This is a genomic window from Acinetobacter sp. Ac_3412 (assembly GCF_013072675.1).
GTDB lineage: Bacteria > Pseudomonadota > Gammaproteobacteria > Pseudomonadales > Moraxellaceae > Acinetobacter > Acinetobacter higginsii.
On record NZ_LXUJ01000009.1, the window covers coordinates 664547 to 681792 of the forward strand.

Annotated in this window: 16 protein-coding genes and 2 tRNA genes; 8 read left to right on the top strand and 10 right to left on the bottom strand. The window is 40.9% G+C overall.

The features are described from left to right. Positions 1–48: 48 nt before the first annotated feature. Genes lepB through A7P54_RS11350 form a run of 8 tightly spaced genes read left to right on the top strand, consistent with a single transcriptional unit; the run spans position 49 to position 5393 of the window. Positions 49–912, top strand: a complete 864-nt coding sequence (gene lepB, locus A7P54_RS11315) for a signal peptidase I (RefSeq protein WP_005322098.1) — start codon at positions 49–51, stop codon at positions 910–912. 24 nt (positions 913–936) lie between these two features. Further along, positions 937–1314 (top strand): DUF4845 domain-containing protein, encoded by a 378-nt coding sequence (locus A7P54_RS11320; RefSeq protein WP_004654518.1) that lies wholly within the window; start codon positions 937–939, stop codon positions 1312–1314. Next, complete coding sequence (rnc, locus tag A7P54_RS11325; protein ID WP_004805889.1) at positions 1283–1978, top strand: ribonuclease III; 696 nt, start codon at positions 1283–1285, stop codon at positions 1976–1978. The genes A7P54_RS11320 and rnc overlap by 32 nt, the downstream gene beginning before the upstream one ends. Positions 1979–1982: 4 nt before the next feature. Then, positions 1983–3008: a GTPase Era gene (gene era / locus A7P54_RS11330; RefSeq protein WP_005189893.1), complete on the top strand. Its 1026-nt coding sequence runs from the start codon at positions 1983–1985 to the stop codon at positions 3006–3008. A 26-nt stretch (positions 3009–3034) separates the two neighbouring features. Continuing rightward, complete coding sequence (locus A7P54_RS11335; RefSeq protein ID WP_171549622.1) at positions 3035–3232, top strand: NF038104 family lipoprotein; 198 nt, start codon at positions 3035–3037, stop codon at positions 3230–3232. A 9-nt stretch (positions 3233–3241) separates the two neighbouring features. Beyond that, a complete protein-coding gene (locus A7P54_RS11340) occupies positions 3242–3949 on the top strand; it encodes a DNA repair protein RecO C-terminal domain-containing protein (protein ID WP_005204819.1) in 708 nt (235 codons plus the stop codon). Between the two features lie 54 nt (positions 3950–4003). Then, positions 4004–4732, top strand: coding sequence for a pyridoxine 5'-phosphate synthase (gene pdxJ / locus A7P54_RS11345; RefSeq protein ID WP_005189881.1), 729 nt, complete (start codon positions 4004–4006; stop codon positions 4730–4732). 4 nt (positions 4733–4736) lie between these two features. Beyond that, complete coding sequence (locus A7P54_RS11350) at positions 4737–5393, top strand: tRNA-(ms[2]io[6]A)-hydroxylase (protein WP_005204817.1); 657 nt, start codon at positions 4737–4739, stop codon at positions 5391–5393. Between the two features lie 113 nt (positions 5394–5506). On the opposite strand, the gene A7P54_RS11355 is transcribed toward A7P54_RS11350, so the two are convergent. The 10 genes from A7P54_RS11355 to gloB all read right to left on the bottom strand — a co-directional run bounded on the left by A7P54_RS11355 (position 5507) and on the right by gloB (position 17156). Then, a tRNA-Asn gene (locus A7P54_RS11355) sits at positions 5507–5582 on the bottom strand. Between the two features lie 9 nt (positions 5583–5591). Next, positions 5592–5667, bottom strand: a tRNA-Asn gene (locus A7P54_RS11360). A 142-nt stretch (positions 5668–5809) separates the two neighbouring features. After that, a complete protein-coding gene (locus A7P54_RS11365) occupies positions 5810–7036 on the bottom strand; it encodes a multifunctional CCA addition/repair protein (protein ID WP_005204813.1) in 1227 nt (408 codons plus the stop codon). 96 nt (positions 7037–7132) lie between these two features. Further along, positions 7133–9403 (bottom strand): NADP-dependent malic enzyme, encoded by a 2271-nt coding sequence (locus tag A7P54_RS11370; protein ID WP_005204811.1) that lies wholly within the window; start codon positions 9401–9403, stop codon positions 7133–7135. Between the two features lie 191 nt (positions 9404–9594). Continuing rightward, complete coding sequence (locus A7P54_RS11375) at positions 9595–12471, bottom strand: EAL domain-containing protein (RefSeq protein ID WP_171549623.1); 2877 nt, start codon at positions 12469–12471, stop codon at positions 9595–9597. A 122-nt stretch (positions 12472–12593) separates the two neighbouring features. Continuing rightward, entirely contained in the window at positions 12594–13307 is a 714-nt protein-coding gene (locus A7P54_RS11380) for a 16S rRNA (uracil(1498)-N(3))-methyltransferase (RefSeq protein WP_171549624.1), read from the bottom strand. A 22-nt stretch (positions 13308–13329) separates the two neighbouring features. After that, on the bottom strand, positions 13330–14166 hold the full coding sequence (gene metF, locus A7P54_RS11385; RefSeq protein ID WP_004805906.1) for a methylenetetrahydrofolate reductase [NAD(P)H]: 837 nt from the start codon (positions 14164–14166) through the stop codon (positions 13330–13332). Positions 14167–14238: 72 nt separating this feature from the next. Then, on the bottom strand, positions 14239–15621 hold the full coding sequence (ahcY, locus tag A7P54_RS11390) for an adenosylhomocysteinase (RefSeq protein WP_005189859.1): 1383 nt from the start codon (positions 15619–15621) through the stop codon (positions 14239–14241). 298 nt (positions 15622–15919) lie between these two features. Continuing rightward, entirely contained in the window at positions 15920–16126 is a 207-nt protein-coding gene (locus A7P54_RS11395; protein WP_004771531.1) for a hypothetical protein, read from the bottom strand. 298 nt (positions 16127–16424) lie between these two features. Then, a complete protein-coding gene (gloB, locus tag A7P54_RS11400) occupies positions 16425–17156 on the bottom strand; it encodes a hydroxyacylglutathione hydrolase (RefSeq protein WP_005204804.1) in 732 nt (243 codons plus the stop codon). Positions 17157–17246 lie beyond the last annotated feature (90 nt).

Here is a 17246-nt window from a genome sequence, read left to right on the forward strand (position 1 = left end):
CGCTTTACCCAGTCGAATGACGGGCAGTGAAACTGCAAGAGAGGGTTTGTGGATTTTGATTTTAACTTGATTCTGGTACCAGCAACACTAATTTTCTTTTTAGTGTGGTTACTGGATAAGTTGGTATTGAAACAGCGTGCAACACGTGGGCGTAATCAAGAGAACTTTGTCATTACTTGGGCATATGACTTTTGGCCTGTGTTGGCTGTTGTGCTGGTGCTACGTTCTTTCTTATATGAACCATTTAATATTCCATCAGATTCTATGGTTCCGACCTTGGAAACAGGTGATTTTATCTTGGTGAATAAGTTTGATTATGGTGTACGTTTACCAATCGTAAATACTAAAATCATTGATGTCGGTGAGCCAAAACGGGGTGAAGTGATTGTATTCCGTTATCCGCCACAACCAACCATTAGCTATATTAAACGTGTCGTTGGTGTACCAGGTGACCATGTTCAATTTAGAAATGGTCAATTAATGATTAATGGCCAGCAAGTTGCAAAGGTAGAGACTCAATACTCGCGTGAGAAAGATCAGCAAGATACGCCTACAGCGCTTTATTTCAAAGAAACTTTAGGTGAACATCAGCATTTAATCCGCTACTTGGAAGGACGCAATCCGCTTGTTGAGCAATTCCAGTTTGCGCAATTGAGAGGTGCTGAGGCTTTGGTGCCATTTGTCGCAAAAGAGAATGATGTATTTATCCAAAGTAACGGTCAAGATTGGGAAGTAACAGTGCCAAAGGGACAATACTTCGCAATGGGTGATAACCGCGATCAAAGTGCAGATAGTCGTTTTTGGGGCTTTGTACCTGAAGCGAACCTAACAGGTCGTGCTTTTTATGTATGGATGCATAAAGAACCTGGTTTTAATCTTCCAAGTTTCAACCGAAATGGTAAGATTGACTAATAAAAATATATAGGAAATAGACAGATGCGTAAATCTCAACAAGGGACTTCGTATATTGCAATTTTATTTGGGGTGGTCTTATTTGCAGTTGCTGTGAAAGCAGCAATTGCGATTTGGCCAGCATACTGGGATGACAAACTGATTAATACTCAAATTGAGGGGCTATTAAAAGATAGTCCTGCAAATATTACACCGAGTAAGTTTGCATCTCAGATGGATCAACGTTTTGATATGAACGGGATTCGCGATCTACATTTTAAAGATATTGCGCAAGTGACTTATAAAGATGATCTTGTGGTGATGAAGAAGTATGAAATACGTAAGCCTTTCATGCTGAATATCAGTTTAGTGATGACCTTTGAGAAGACTTTTGACCAAAAATCTGCAAAACAAGCTCAATGATACACGGCTGCAAGGGCGAATAGGTCACCAGTTTAAACAGTTTGACTTGTTAAAACTGGCTTTGACCCATCGCTCAGTCAGCCATAAACATAATTATGAACGCCTAGAATTTCTAGGCGATGCATTATTAGGGATGATCGTTGCAAATTATTTGTACAATGCCTACCCCCTAGAAAATGAAGGTCGCTTAACACGTATGCGTGCGACTTTGGTTCGACAGGAAGCATTGGGGAAAATTGCAAATGACTTACAATTGAGTCGGTCATTAATTTTAAGCACAGGCGAGTTAAAATCGGGTGGACATCATCGTGAATCGATTTTGGCTGATACGGTTGAAGCCATTATTGGTGCTATTTATTTAGACAGTAATGATCTCAACTTGCTAGAGCGCATTGTGTTAAAATGGTATGAACCATATCTTGATCATATCGAACCGACAGATCAACTGAAAGACCCTAAATCACGTTTGCAAGAGTATTTACAAGCACGTAAAAAACCTCTCCCAGTTTACGAGGTTGTAGATATTCAGGGTGATGCCCCGAATCAACATTTCAAAGTGGAATGTGATGTAGCGGGATTGCCAAAAATTATAGGCGAGGGCTCAAGTCGTCGTTTTGCCGAACAAACGGCAGCGGCAGAGATTTTAAAATTATTGGAGCAATAACCTGATGTCTCATTCAGAAGAAAATAAGCCAGAAGCAACTGAACAGCAAGATGGCAATAATGTAGTTGATCAATTTTTTAGTTCTCAAGGAAGCACAATTCCTTCAGATTTCAAAAGCGGTTTTGTTGCGATCGTTGGCCGTCCAAACGTGGGCAAGTCAACTTTGATGAACCATATCTTGGGTCAGAAGCTATCCATTACCTCACGTAAGCCACAAACCACACGTCATAAGATCGTGGGGATTGATTCACGTGAGAAATCACAGGCGGTATTCGTAGATACACCTGGGATGCATAAAAAAGAAGTACGTGCCATCAATAAGATGATGAACCGTGCTGCACACTCAGCATTGCGCGATGTGAATCTGGTTTTATTTGTGGTTGATGCACAAAAGTGGACTCAAAACGATGAATTGGTTTTGGAAAAGCTTAAAAATGCAGATATGCCTGTGATCCTTGTGATCAATAAGCTAGATACCTTCGAAAATAAAAATGAAGCTTTGCCGCTGATTCGAGAGCGTGCCAAGTTAATGAACTTTGCTGAGATTGTTCCAGTATCAGCGTTGCGTGGTGCGAACCTAGATCATTTACGTGACACGATTGAAAAATATCTGCCGTATCAACCACCTTTGTATTCATTAGATCAGATTACCGATCGTTCTGAACGTTTCCTTGCGAGTGAAATCATTCGTGAGAAAATTATGCGTCAGTTGGGTGAAGAGCTTCCGTACGATTTAACAGTTCAGATTGAATCATTCAAAACGGAAGAAGCGGCAGTAAATGAAAAAACAGGTCGTTTAAAGCCACCTTGTACCTATATTGATGCGACCATCTTTGTGGAACGTCAAGGCCAAAAAGCCATTGTAATTGGCGACAAAGGCGCGAAGCTGAAAAGTATTGGTATGGATGCACGCGCAGACATGGAAAAGATGTTTGAACAAAAAATTATGCTGACGCTTTGGGTGAAAGTCAAAGGTGGCTGGTCTGATGATGAGCGTGCACTTAAAAGCTTAGGTTATAGCGATATTTAACTGTCTTGTTGACAATGGAAACAGGTATGAAAATAACAATCCGTTTACTCGCAATCGTGACATGTGTATTCATGTTGCAGGGCTGTATTCATAAGCTTGTAACTGTACCTGTGAAAGTTGCCTATAAGACCACTAAAGGTGTTGTTAAAGGGACGGCTGCGGTTGTAGGTGCAGTCATTCCTGATGGCGATGATGAAGAAAAGGATGAGAAAAAGAAGGACTAGTATCGTTCTATGATGCGTAATGAAGTCCTGCATGGCTATTTGATTCATCATCGTAAATATCGTGAAAAAAGCCATATTGTGCATTTATTTACACAAGAATATGGTCGGGTGGATGGGATTTTAAGACAGGTCCCACCGCCACAATACCAACCTATTCGTCTGCAAGCTTCTGGTAAGTCAGAACTTAAAAATTTCACAAAATTAGAAATCCTGAATCAACCTGTGTTCTTTCACGGGGATGCTTTTTTTGCTGGTTTTTATTTAAATGAAATTCTATTGCGACTGTGTCCTTTAGAAGAGATGATGCCGCAAACCTTCGAACAATATCAGTTGATTCTCGCGCTGTTACAGCAATTGGCTACACATGAGCAAGCGGCTTTGTTTCTTCGACAAATTTTACGTCAATTTGAGCATGTATTATTACCTGAACTTGGTTATGCCATTGATTTCTCAGTAGATGCGAGCCAAAAAGACATTCAGGTTACTCAGCACTATCAATTTCAGCTCAATGATGGCTTTTTACCAGTTTCACAAGCTTCGCGTTCAACACTTGATGGTGCATTGATTACATCCATGCAAAGTTACGAAGATGGGCAGGATTTTTCTCACGAACAATTGCAATTATTGGGTAAACTATACCGTCAAATGATTAGCTCTTTGTTGGGTGATCGGCCGCTGAAAAGCCGGCAACTTTGGATTCAAAGTACACAAAATTGATATTCCTGATGTATTGAAAATAATGATTCAGGGCTAAACCGATAGGATATTTTTATGGCTGCAATCTTGGGTGTAAACATTGATCATGTTGCGACGTTAAGACAGGCACGTGGTACAACTTACCCTGATCCAGTTCAGGCGGCTCTGGTCTGTGAACAGGCAGGTGCTGAGGGCATTACTTTGCACTTACGTGAAGATCGCCGCCATATACAAGATGATGATGTACGTCGCATGCGTCCATTGTTAAAAACACGTATGAATCTTGAATTGGCTGTGACTGATGAAATGGTTGCATTTGCCAAAGAGATTCAGCCGCAACATGTGTGCTTTGTACCTGAACGTCGTCAAGAAGTGACAACCGAAGGTGGCTTGGATGTAGTTGGTCATTTTGAAAAAGTTAAAGCAGCGACCCAAGCACTCAAAGCCATTGGTAGTGATGTGTCTTTATTTATCGATGCAGATTTGGCACAAATTGATGCTGCTGTCGCATGTGGCGCACCCACCATTGAGATCCATACGGGTGCTTATGCAGATGCGGAAACGGATGAGCAACAGCAAGCTGAATTAGCTCGTATTATCAAAGGTGCTGAATATGCAGCGGCAAAAGGTTTGGTTGTGAATGCTGGGCATGGATTGAATTTGGATAATGTTGCCGCGATTGCAGCAATTCCACAAATTCATGAATTAAACATCGGACACTCAATTATTGCTGATAGCGTATTCGTTGGTTTGGCTCAAGCAGTAACAGATATGAAAGCAGCGATTCAGGCTGCTGCGAGATAAGTTGATGAGTAGTGTAAATTATGATGAGTTAATGCAACCTGTCATCGCATTTTTGGGTTGTACGACTCCTCAGGCGTGGTTAGATGAAGCCATTAATAATCTGGACATCTTAATGCAAGACCATGCTAACTGTGAGAAAAAAGCAGCGAGTACAGCAATGAACTTGATGTTCCGCTATAGTTTCTTTACGGACCTGCAAGTGAAATTGGCACAATTAGTGCGTGAAGAAATGCTGCATTATGAGCAGGTTTTGGAATTCATGAACAAACGCGGCCAAGAATGGAAGGGTTTGAGTGCAGGGCGCTATGCAGGCGGATTACGTAAAGAGATTCGTACTTATGAGCCTGAGGCTCTAATTGATGTGATGATTATTGGTGCATTTGTCGAAGCACGCTCGTGTGAGCGTTTCTATGCGCTAGCACCGATTGTGGACGATGAGCTGGGGCGTTACTACCGCTACTTGCTTAAGTCTGAATCTCGTCATTTTGAGGACTATCTGGCTTTAGCTTTGGATGTTGCAAAAACGGCGAAACTTAAAGATCCAGAAGAGACGATCCAGCAACGCATCGAGCATATTCGTGAAGTGGAAAAAAATCTGATTTTAAGTCCAGATGATACGTTCCGCTTTCATAGTGGCGTGCCAGCAGAAGTTGCTGCTTAGTTTAAAGTAGAAGCGGAAGGGCCTGTGTTCATCACGGGTCTTTTTTATTGGGTATTTTATTAATTACGGAATAAAAAAAAGCCCTGATCAATGATCAGGGCTTTTTAGAATCTTGGCTCTCCCACCTGGGCTCGAACCAGGGACCTGCGGATTAACAGTCCGTCGCTCTACCGACTGAGCTATGGGAGATTAGTAGATTGGCTCTCCAACCTGGGCTCGAACCAGGGACCTGCGGATTAACAGTCCGTCGCTCTACCGACTGAGCTATTGGAGAATCTGATGCGCATTTTAGGCATGAAAAGCAGATGCGTCAACAACAATGGTAAATAAAATTAATCGTTTGCTTGATTAATAATCTTTTTGGCGTATAGATAAGCGAATCTGTACATAAAAGACTTAATTTACTTAAAAATTAATCAGTTATTGTGCAACTCTTTAAATTTTGCTAGTGCTTCAATGCGATACTGAATCAGCATTTCACCAATTTCTGGACCAGTCACATGCTCAGGTAAATCCTGAGCACGAATATTGCGTACGATTTGCATCGCATCTAACATGTATTGTGCTTGTGGGTATGGGCGTTGCTCTAAGCCTAAACGGCCTTTAGCATCACACTCACAGGCTTGAACAAAAGCTTCAACTTTTTCAGGTCGACGCAATACATCTAAGCGTTGTAAAAGACGCCATAAAGTGCCTGGTTTCAGATTCTTGACTTGATGGCACTTCAAATGTTCTTTACACACAATTAAAGCTAAGCTTTTTAAATGGGTGGGTACTCTTAAACGATCACACAGATCCGTTACAGGCTGAAGACCACGTTCTTCATGCATGATATGGCGTGGTAGTTCGTCCACAGGGGTGAGTGCCTTGCCAAGATCATGCACAAGCACAGCAAAACGCACATCAAGCGCATATTTTGCTAAACAGGCTTGTTTAAGCGCCATGAGGGTGTGAATACCACAATCAATCTCAGGATGATATTCAGGACGCTGTGGTACACCAAATAACGCATCAATCTCTGGAAACAAGATTTTCAAGGCATCACACGCTTTGAGTGTTTGAAAGTAGACATCAGCATGATCTTCCAGCAATGCACGTGAAGTTTCTTTCCAGACACGTTCAGGCGTTAATGCATCAAGCTCACCAGATTTGGCAATTTCCTGCATTAATTCTAGGGTTTCATCTGCGATTTTAAAGCCATAATTTGCATAACGAGCAGCAAAACGCGCTACACGAAGTACGCGCAGAGGATCTTCGGTAAATGCATCTGAAACATGGCGTAGAATTTTTTGATCTAAATCATCCTGCCCACCATAGGGGTCATAGATGGTACCTGCATCATCCATTGCCATTGCATTAATGGTTAAATCACGGCGGATCAGATCTTCTTCTAACTTAACCGTGGTATCGGTAAAAAATTGAAACCCGTGATAACCCACACCAGATTTACGTTCAGTACGTGCAAGTGCATATTCTTCTTTTGTTATTGGATGTAGAAATACCGGGAAATCTTTTCCCACGGGTTGATAGCCTTCGGCGAGTAATTGCTCGGGCGTTGCTCCAACCACCACATAATCTTTTTCGTGATAGGGATGGCCGAGTAAATGATCTCGAACAGCACCGCCTACTAAATAAACTTGCATGAAAAAACCTCTATTCTTCACACAATCATGCTACAGAATAGAGGTTTTCTCAAGGGTTAAGCGAAGCTTTTCAAGAAAAGCAGGGCTTAAGTGAACTTAGTTTTGACTTTGCTGAATTTCGGCAACCGTTAATGCAGTCATATTCACCAAACGACGCGTCGTTGCTGTAGGTGTCAGAATATGAACAGGTTTTGCAGCACCTAATAAAATAGGACCAATGGTCACATTATTACCTGAAGTTGCTTTTAACAAGTTGAATGAAATATTGGCTGAATCTAAGTTAGGCATAATCAACAAGTTTGCTGAACCTTTGAAGCGTGAGTTCGGGAATGCAAAATGACGAATATTTTCATCCAACGCCGCATCACCATGCATTTCCCCTTCAACTTCTAGCTCAGGTGCTTGCTCTGAAAGTAGGCGATAGACTTCACGCATTTTTTGAGCGCTTGCATCGGTTTGGTCACTACCGAAGCTTGAATGAGAAAGCAGCGCTACGCGTGGCGTAATACCAAAACGACGAACTTCTTCGGCCGCTAAAATCGTCATTTCAGCAAGTTGAGTCGCAGTTGGATTGGTATTTACATAAGTATCTGCAATAAATAAATTGCGATCTTCAAGCATCAATGCATTCAGCGTAAAGAACGTGCTGCGACCTTCTTTTAAGCCAATGACGTTTTTCACGAAATCTAAATGAATGTCATAGCTTGAGTAGGTACCACATAACATACCATCGGCTTTGCCAAATTTAACCAACATTGCTGCGATGAGTGTTGAGCGGCGACGTGCTTCACGTTGTGCATATTCAACTGTTACACCTTTGCGTTGCATGATTTGATGGTATTCTTTCCAGAAATCATCATACGAAGGATTCTTTTCCTGATCGACGATCTCAATGTTCACGCCATGCTGTAAGCGTAAACCTAATTTTCGAATATTGTCTTCAATCACGGCAGTACGACCAATTAGAATTGGTTTCGCTAAGCCTTCATCAACAACAATTTGAACAGCACGTAATACACGTTGATCTTCACCTTCAGCATACGCAATACGCTTCGGATCAGTCTTCGCTTGAGAGAAGATTGGTTTCATCAAGAATGCTGAGTTATACACAAACTCAGAAAGACGTTGACGGTATGCAGAGAAATCTTCAATTGGACGTGTCGCAACGCCAGAGTCCATTGCTGCTTTGGCAACAGCTGGTGCGATTTCCAAAATCAAGCGTTGATCGAGTGGACGAGGGATCAAATAGTCGCGACCAAATGATGCAGATTTTTCACCATAGGTTGCAGCATCCGCTTCAACGTGTGCCATACGTGCAATTGCATGCACACAAGCAATCTTCATTTCTTCATTAATGGTGGTTGCACCAACATCCAATGCACCACGGAAGATATAAGGGAAGCAAAGTGCGTTGTTCACTTGGTTAGGATAGTCTGAACGACCCGTTGCCATGATTGCATCTGGACGTACTTCGTGCGCATGTTCAGGTAGAATTTCAGGATCTGGGTTTGCAAGTGCAAAAATAATTGGATTTTCAGCCATTTCCTTAACCATTTCTTTGGTTAAGATACCTGCTGCTGAAAGACCCAAGAACATGTCTGCACCAGCCATTACTTCATGTAATTGTGTTGCTTGAATGTCTTGTACATAACGCTTTTTCGATTCATCTAGACCTTCACGTGATGTAGTGAGCAGACCGCGAGAATCGGCAACAACGATATTGGCTTTATTCACGCCTAAAGCGCAAAGCAAGTCTAAGCACGAAAGTGCTGCTGCACCGGCACCTGATGCAACGATTTTAATTTCGTCAATTTTTTTATTTACCAGTTGCAAAGCATTCAGCAATGCTGAACCGACAATAATACTAGTCCCATGTTGGTCATCATGGAATACAGGAATTTTCATGCGTTCGCGAAGTTTCTTCTCGATGTAGAAACATTCTGGCGCCTTGATATCTTCTAAGTTGATACCACCAAAAGTCGGCTCTAATGCAGCAACGATATCTACGATCTTGTCTGGATCATTTTCATCAATCTCGATATCAAAGACATCAACACCAGCGAACTTTTTGAATAGAACGCCTTTACCTTCCATTACAGGTTTAGACGCGAGCGGACCAATATTTCCTAAACCAAGCACGGCTGTACCATTACTCACGACGGCAACCAGATTACCACGCGCTGTATATTTGGCAGCGGCAGAAGGGTCACGTTCGATTTCCAAACATGGCGCAGCAACACCAGGTGAGTAGGCAAGCGCTAAATCTCGTTGGTTAACGAGCTGCTTGCTAGGTGTCACACTGATTTTTCCTGGGGTTGGAAATTCATGGTAATACAAAGCGGCTTGTTTTAAAGATTGATCGTCCATCTGAGTCTCGTTTGTTCCGATAATAATCAGACATATAGCTGTCTAATTACGATATTAAGATAAGTGCACAAGAATATAGCACTAGTTCATGCTTTCGCACAGTCAAAAAAGCTTATTTTCACTGAACTGCATACCTATTGACAGTTGCTATTCCGTGAAAAATAAACAGCAAAAAAGGTTAAAATTCACGTTTAAATGGAATATCTTGCAGTTGACTGCTGCTTTTGTTTTTGCAGATATTCTGTCGCATGGGCGGCAGTAAGCGGTTGTGAAAATAAGTAACCCTGTAATATGTCGCAATTTTGTCGTTTCAAATACTCATATTGCTGTTCTGTTTCAACACCTTCTGCCACAACTTTTAGGCCAATGGTTTTGCCCATGGCAATCATGGCATTAACGATCGCATCTTGTTTGGCATTACCAATTTTCGAGATAAAAGCACGATCAATTTTTAAAATGTCAATTGGATATTCGGTGAGGTAGGCAAGAGAAGAGTAGCCTGTACCGAAGTCATCCAGTGCGATTGAAATCTGACGTTCTTTAATGGCATACAACACGGTTTTGACACTGTCGGTGTTTTCAATAAAGGCCGATTCAGTAATTTCGAGTTCGAGATTTTTTCCTGAGATCTCATACGTATTTAACACAGCATCAATATCATGCAGTAGTTGGCCGCGTAAAATTTGCTGTGCCACGATATTGACTGCAATATTGATATTGTTAAAACCAAGCTTTTGCCATGTTTGCAGTTGCTTAGCCGCTTCATGTAAAACTAGCTGTCCAATATCAGAAATCAGACTGGTACTTTCCGCTAAAGGAATGAAAATGCTAGGCATGATTAGACCTTTCGTTGGATGCTTCCAACGGATTAGGGCTTCAAAACCATTAATTTGGTGATTATGTGCATTAATTTTTGGCTGATAGTACACAACCAGCTCGTTATTCTGAATGGCTTTTCTGAGATCAAGTTCTAGATCAGTGTATTTGGCTACAAAATTGGCTCTTTCATTGGAGTAGTAGCGAATGGTGTTGCCACCTAAGCGCTTGGCTTCGGTCAATGCCTGTTCTGCATGGGTATTTAAATTATCGACTTGGCGGCCATGTTCTGGATAAATGGCGACACCGATCGAGATACTGACAAAGTATTCTTGATCTGCCAGATAAAAAGGTTTGCTAAAGGCTTCAACGATATTGTTACACAATTGATGAATCGGTGGATGTAGTGGTGAAATTTCATAAATAATCGCAAAGTCATCTGCACTTAAATGAGCGACCAGTAGGGCATCAATATTACTGATACGTAAGCGTTGTGCCACCTGTTTGAGGAGTTCATTACCTGCTTGATTGCTAATGATTTCATTCAAGGCACGGAAGCGGTCGATATTTAAACGGATGACAGCCAGATGCTGAATCGACGCTTCATTGACCAAATATTGATGCAACTGCTGTTGATAATAAAAGCGGTTAGGGAGATCGGTGAGCGTATCGTAATTGGTCAGATAGGATAAACGTTGCTCTTGATGCTTACGTTCAGTCTGATCTGAAACAATACCGATATAGTTGATGACTCGTTCTTGTTCGTCTTTCACCGCATTGATATGAATCCACAAAAAACAAGATTTTTCAGAAGTATAAGTTTCTTGAAATTCACCCTCGTATTCCTGTTCTTCACGCAGTGTATCAAGAATTGATAAATGAAAATTATGATGATGTTGTTTGTTTTGTTTGGTAATTTCAAATAACTGTTTACTTACGATTGCTTGTTTATCAAGGCCTGTGAGCTGTTCATATTTAGGATTGACTTCAACATAGTTAAAGTTTTCATCTAAAATGAAAATACCTTCTGAGGCCTGCTCAAATACGCTGGCAGCAAGCTTTAAACGTTCTTGATCTTTCTTTTCCTGATTAATATCACGGTGAATACCGACCATTCGTAAAGGGGTGTCATCTTTTGGATCCCTTAAAATCACCTGACCAACATCATGAATCCAGGTCCATTCACCATTATGGCGTTTAATTCTGAAGGTTTCTTCATAACGCTTGGTTTGGCCACATAAATGATTATATAAGGTGTTTTTTACCCGCTCGATATCATCTGGATGGATGATTTTATGCAGGAGGGTGTAATGGTTTTCAGAATTGCGCGTGACTGCTTGACTATGTGCATTGGTGACTCCAACGGTATGGCTTTCAAGATTCCAGTCCCAAGGGCGAATGCCTGCGGTTTCATGGGCAAAACTTAAGTTCTGACGATGTTCTTCTAAGCTTTCATTCATTTGCGTCAAGTCGAATGTACGCTCACGCACTTTTTGTTCTAATAGGTGATTATTGAATTGCAGTTGCGCTTCAATATCTTTGGATTTATTCACTTCACGCTGTAATTGCTGACACAATTCTTCAGTCCATTGGTTGTGCTGCTCAGCGACATCAATCAGTTGTTTATTTTTATCTAAAACCAAAGCCAAGCGTTTGTGAATTTTATAGGTAACTTGAGCACAGAGTACGGTTGCGAAAAATGAAGAGTAATATGCAAGGTAGAATAGGGTGTGATCATGATCTCGATGTAAAATTTGAGATGCGATTAAAGGTGCAATACTTGGAATAAAAAATAAGAAGAAATAGCGAATATGTTGGGTTAAAAAGGTCAGTGCAATGATATGAGATGCAGTGAGTAGTAACGCAGTTAGGGTCAAAATATGTGACCCAATCAAATGAGGAATATCGACAGCCAAGTAATGATTAATGACAATTGTATTGACTCCGATCAATAAACCAGTAAAAAAACAGATCCCTTGAAAAATGATGTTGGTCTGGTTGCTATAACGAACGGAAGAGTAGCGTTTGAGTAAAAAATGACAGATACAGGTAAAGCTAAATAAAAGGATGAGGGTAATGCTCATCCAAGTCGTGAAAATATTTGATTCAAATGAATAAAAAATACCAAATAGGGCGTAATCTAAAAGACAAATGCAGAAGACACTTAATACAAATAAGCGTACATGATTTGGATAATCGATTTGATCTGTGTAGATAAACTGTGGCAAATTTTTTTCCTGAGCCCCTAACATACAAAGAATAATCCTTTTCATTTTTTATCTATATTCACAGTCTTTGTTTTTTTGTAAACACAGCAACGTTTTATTTTAAATTAACGCTAAACATAGCAGAAAGCAATGTCACGACATTACTTCTATGCAAAGTGATAATTTAAAATAGATAAAGCAACTACTGGGGCTGTTTCAGTTCTTAGAACACGGTCTCCGATACACCAATTTTTAAATTGATGTTGATTGGCAGTATTAATTTCTGCTTCACTCAGGCCACCTTCTGGACCTATCAGTAGGGCAATGTCTGGTAGGCTGTTAAGTAGGACATTCGTTTGGTCTTTGTTTGGAGCCAGCACAAAGCGTGATGACGGTAACTCCGAGTTTAGCCACTCAGTTAAGCTGATGGGTGGCAAAACTTGAGGAACTCGATTCATGCCACATTGCTCACAGGCGGCGATTGCCACAGATTGCCAATGGTCTAATTTTTTCTGGTCACGATCGTATTTTAAACGCATTTCACAGCGTTCACTGGTCAAGAGTTGAATCGTTGTAACACCAAGTTCAGTGGCTTTTTGAATCGCATAATCCATGCGATCACCTTTACTCATCACTTGACCTAAAACAACGTTGAAAGGTGCTGTACGATCGGCTGGATCAAATTGATCAACAGAAACCAAGGCATTTTTCTTATTGATTTGAGTCAGTGTTACGATATATTCGCCACCTTTTCCATTGAAAAAGATGGCTTGTTCTTGTTCTTTTGCACGTAGCACACGTACCCAGTGATGAAATACCGATTCGGTTAATTCAACGGCGTTGCCAGTATTTAATTCGGTTTCGATATAAAAACGATTCATGCTTGGGTTGTGCTCGTACAAATTAGTTTAAACCAAGATCGACAACCAGTTGTCGAGTCGGTTCAGTTTGGTTCATTGAATAAAAATGCAGCGTTGGTGCGCCACCTGCGATCAGGCGTTCACAAAGTTTCACGATCACTTCGTGACCGAATGCTTTGATACTTGCACTGTCATCGCCATAAGCTGCGAGTTGTTTACGGATCCAACGTGGAATTTCTGCACCTGTTCCGTCAGCAAAGCGGATCAGGTTGCTTGCATTGGTAATCGGCATGATACCTGGTGCAACTGGAATATTCACGCCAGCTTTGGTAATACGTTCAATAAAATAGAAATAGGCATCTGGATTGAAGAAAAATTGGGTAATGCCTGCATTCGCGCCTGCATTTACTTTTTCAACAAAACGTTGAATATCACCATCAAAGGTATCAGCTTGTGGATGCATTTCAGGATAGGCTGCCACTTCAATGTGGAAATGATCGCCTGAATGCTCGCGAATAAAGCGGACTAAGTCCTGCGCATAAGGCAGTTCACCCAGACCAACCTGACCTGAAGGTAAATCGCCACGTAAAGCGACAATACGATCAATCCCTTGAGATTTATATAAATCTAAGAGCTCAGCAATACGTGCTTTGTCATCACCAATACAAGAGAGGTGAGGCGCAACTGGTGTACCTTTGCCGTTAAAGTCACTAATCGCAGCTAAAGTACGTTCACGCGTAGAGCCACCCGCACCATAGGTAATCGAGAAAAACTCTGGATTTAATTGTTGTAATTCTTGATGAACAGTTTTTAATTTTTCCGCGCCCGCATCAGTTTTTGGTGGGAAAAATTCAAAAGAAATAGGAACACGTTTTGTCATTTCAAATCCTTTTTAAAATCGCTTGGAATTTTAGAAAAAAGGGCAGTCCGTAAAACGTCTGCCCTGATTTTCTTAGTATTTATAAGCGTCAGATTTGAACGGACCTTCTACAGGAACGCCAAGGTAATCTGCTTGTACTTGCGTTAATTGTGTTAACACACCACCAAAGCCAAGGACCATTGCAGCAGCCACTTCTTCATCTAATTTTTTAGGAAGAACTTCTACGCGAATCGCTGCTTGTTTTTGCTCAGCAGGTAAGTCAGCAAATTTTTCAGCAAATAAATGCATTTGACCTAACACTTGGTTAGCGAAAGAACCGTCCATCACACGTGATGGGTGGCCTGTTGCATTACCAAGATTCACTAAACGACCTTCAGAAAGAAGGATGAGGTAGTTGTTTTCGTCTTCTGAACGATACACTTGGTGTACTTGTGGCTTCACTTCAACCCACTTGTAACCACGTAAGTATGCAGTGTCGATCTCTGTATCAAAGTGACCGATGTTACACACTACAGCACCCGCTTTTAAGCTATCTAACATTGCAGAATCACATACATGGTAGTTACCAGTTGTCGTGACAACAAGATCAGTATTGCCCAATAAGTCTTGGTTAATATCTTCTTTTTTGCCAGTTTGTACGCCATTTTTATATGGAGATACAACTTCGTATCCATCCATACATGCTTGCATTGCACAGATTGGATCAACTTCAGTTACACGAACGATCATGCCTTCTTGACGTAAAGATTGCGCAGAACCTTTACCAACATCGCCATAACCAATGACTAGTGCACGACGGCCAGAAAGTAACATGTCAGTTGCACGTTTGATGGCATCATTTAATGAATGGCGGCAACCGTATTTGTTGTCATTTTTCGATTTAGTGATCGAATCGTTAACGTTGATCGCTGGTACTTTAAGCGAACCGTCTTTCCACATTTCCAACAGACGTTGTACACCTGTTGTGGTTTCTTCAGTAATACCGTGGATACGTTCTAAAAGCGCAGGGTATTTGTCATGAACAAGAGCAGTTAAGTCACCGCCATCGTCCAAGATCATGTTGGCATCCCAAGGCTGACCGTTGACATTGATTTGCTGTTCTAAGCACCACACATATTCTTCTTCAGTTTCGCCTTTCCACGCGAACACAGGAACACCGCTTGCAGCAATTGCAGCAGCAGCATGGTCTTGAGTAGAGAAGATATTGCAAGAAGTCCAACGTACCTCTGCACCGAGTTCAACCAAAGTTTCGATTAAAACAGCGGTTTGGATTGTCATGTGAATACAACCCAAAATTTTTGCGCCAGCAAGTGGTTTAGCTGCTGAATAACGTTTACGTAAACCGATCAAAGCTGGCATTTCTGCTTCAGCAAGTTTGATCTCTTTACGACCATAGTCAGCAAGGGAAATATCAGCAACTTTATAATCTGTAAATGAAGCATTCACCGCGTTCATCAGGATCTCCTAGAAAAAATAGTATGGATCATTCTGTTCGCGGATGCCGTTGTTGGTTAAAACGAGTGTCTAACCGATCGTCGAGCCTGGCAAATTGATCTTTAGTGCCGATCAATTGTCGCAGCATCCCTCGACTGGGCATAATGATACTTGGAAATTGCGTTTGTTCCAATGAAATTTTGTTTGAAATGGTTAGAAAATGAAGGATTAAATGAGAGATACGTTTTAATTATTTTTATGAGCATCAATCAAGGATTCCAAATCCCTTTGAAACCCTGATATCTAGGGAAATTTGCCATTAGGCTTTTAAATGATCTTCAAACTCTTCACCCAGTTGCATTGCTAAAGCATTGCCAGATAAATCGCCTGTGACTAAACCATATTCTTTTTTGAAGCTAAATGTGAAACCGCGGTTATCTGTCAGATTTTTAACCGAATATCCTAATTTTTCTAACCAAATACGGAAAGCCAATACGTTTTTTGCTTTAACAACTCTGTTTTTCATGACAGATCTCCTTGTGAACATGCATTTATTAATAAGGGTCAGTTAAATTTTTTTAAAGGGGGATTGCATAGATTTATTTTTCCACATGTAAGTAATGTAAATTTAGCGTAATTTTTATAGAGAGAATCTTATCTGTGTTTTTGTTAGTTTATTGAATTTACTATAAAAAATATTTTTCATAAATGTGGTGAAAATCAATTTTTAGGGAAAATATTCTTGAAGCAAATGTAAAAAATAATTTCATTTTCTACTTTGCTGTGAAAGTAGAAAATGAATCAGTCGAAGCGATGGGATTTAATTAAAATTGATCTTTCAGACTACGAATTCGGGCAAACTCTTCTGCACTTTCAGTCCGCAGGAAGGGATTGGTTTCAAGCTCTAATTCGATCGTACTTGGAAGGGTAATTTGATCTGCCTCTCTTAGCGCTTTGACTTGTTGCATGCGCTCTTGTAGCGCGACATTATTTGGTTCAACAGTTAGGGCGAATTCAGCATTGGCAAGTGTGTATTCATGGGTGCAGTATACTTTGGTCTGAATAGGTAACGCAGCCAACCGATTCAATGAGTGATACATTTGCTCCGCTGTACCTTCAAATAGACGACCACAGCCCATTGCAAATAAGGTGTCACCGCTAAACAGCGTCTCAATTTTTTCAATAAAATAAGTAATATGGCCAAGGGTATGACCAGGCGTCGCAATAATTTCAACTTTGAGGTCATTAAAATGAAAATGATCGTCATTTTGCAAAGGGTTGGAGATGAGTGAAATTTTACTCAATTCATCGCGTGGACCGTAGACCATTATATTCTGATCGGCGAGTAAACCTTCAACACCGCCAGTGTGATCACGGTGCCAATGCGTCAGCCAGATTTGTTTAAGTTGAAGACCATGTTGCTCGCAGAAATCTGTAACTAAACCAGCTTCTGTTGGGTCAATGGCAACAACTTCTTGTGTATCTGTATCTTCCAATAACCAAATATAGTTTTTTAAGGCATTTTTTACGTCAATTGCATGAATCTTATAATGCATAGCCGAATCCTAAAGCTTTGTTTCGTGAGGTTATTGCGGTTTGGGTACTTATATGAGTGCCTACTTGTAGTGTAAGTGCAAATACAGTCC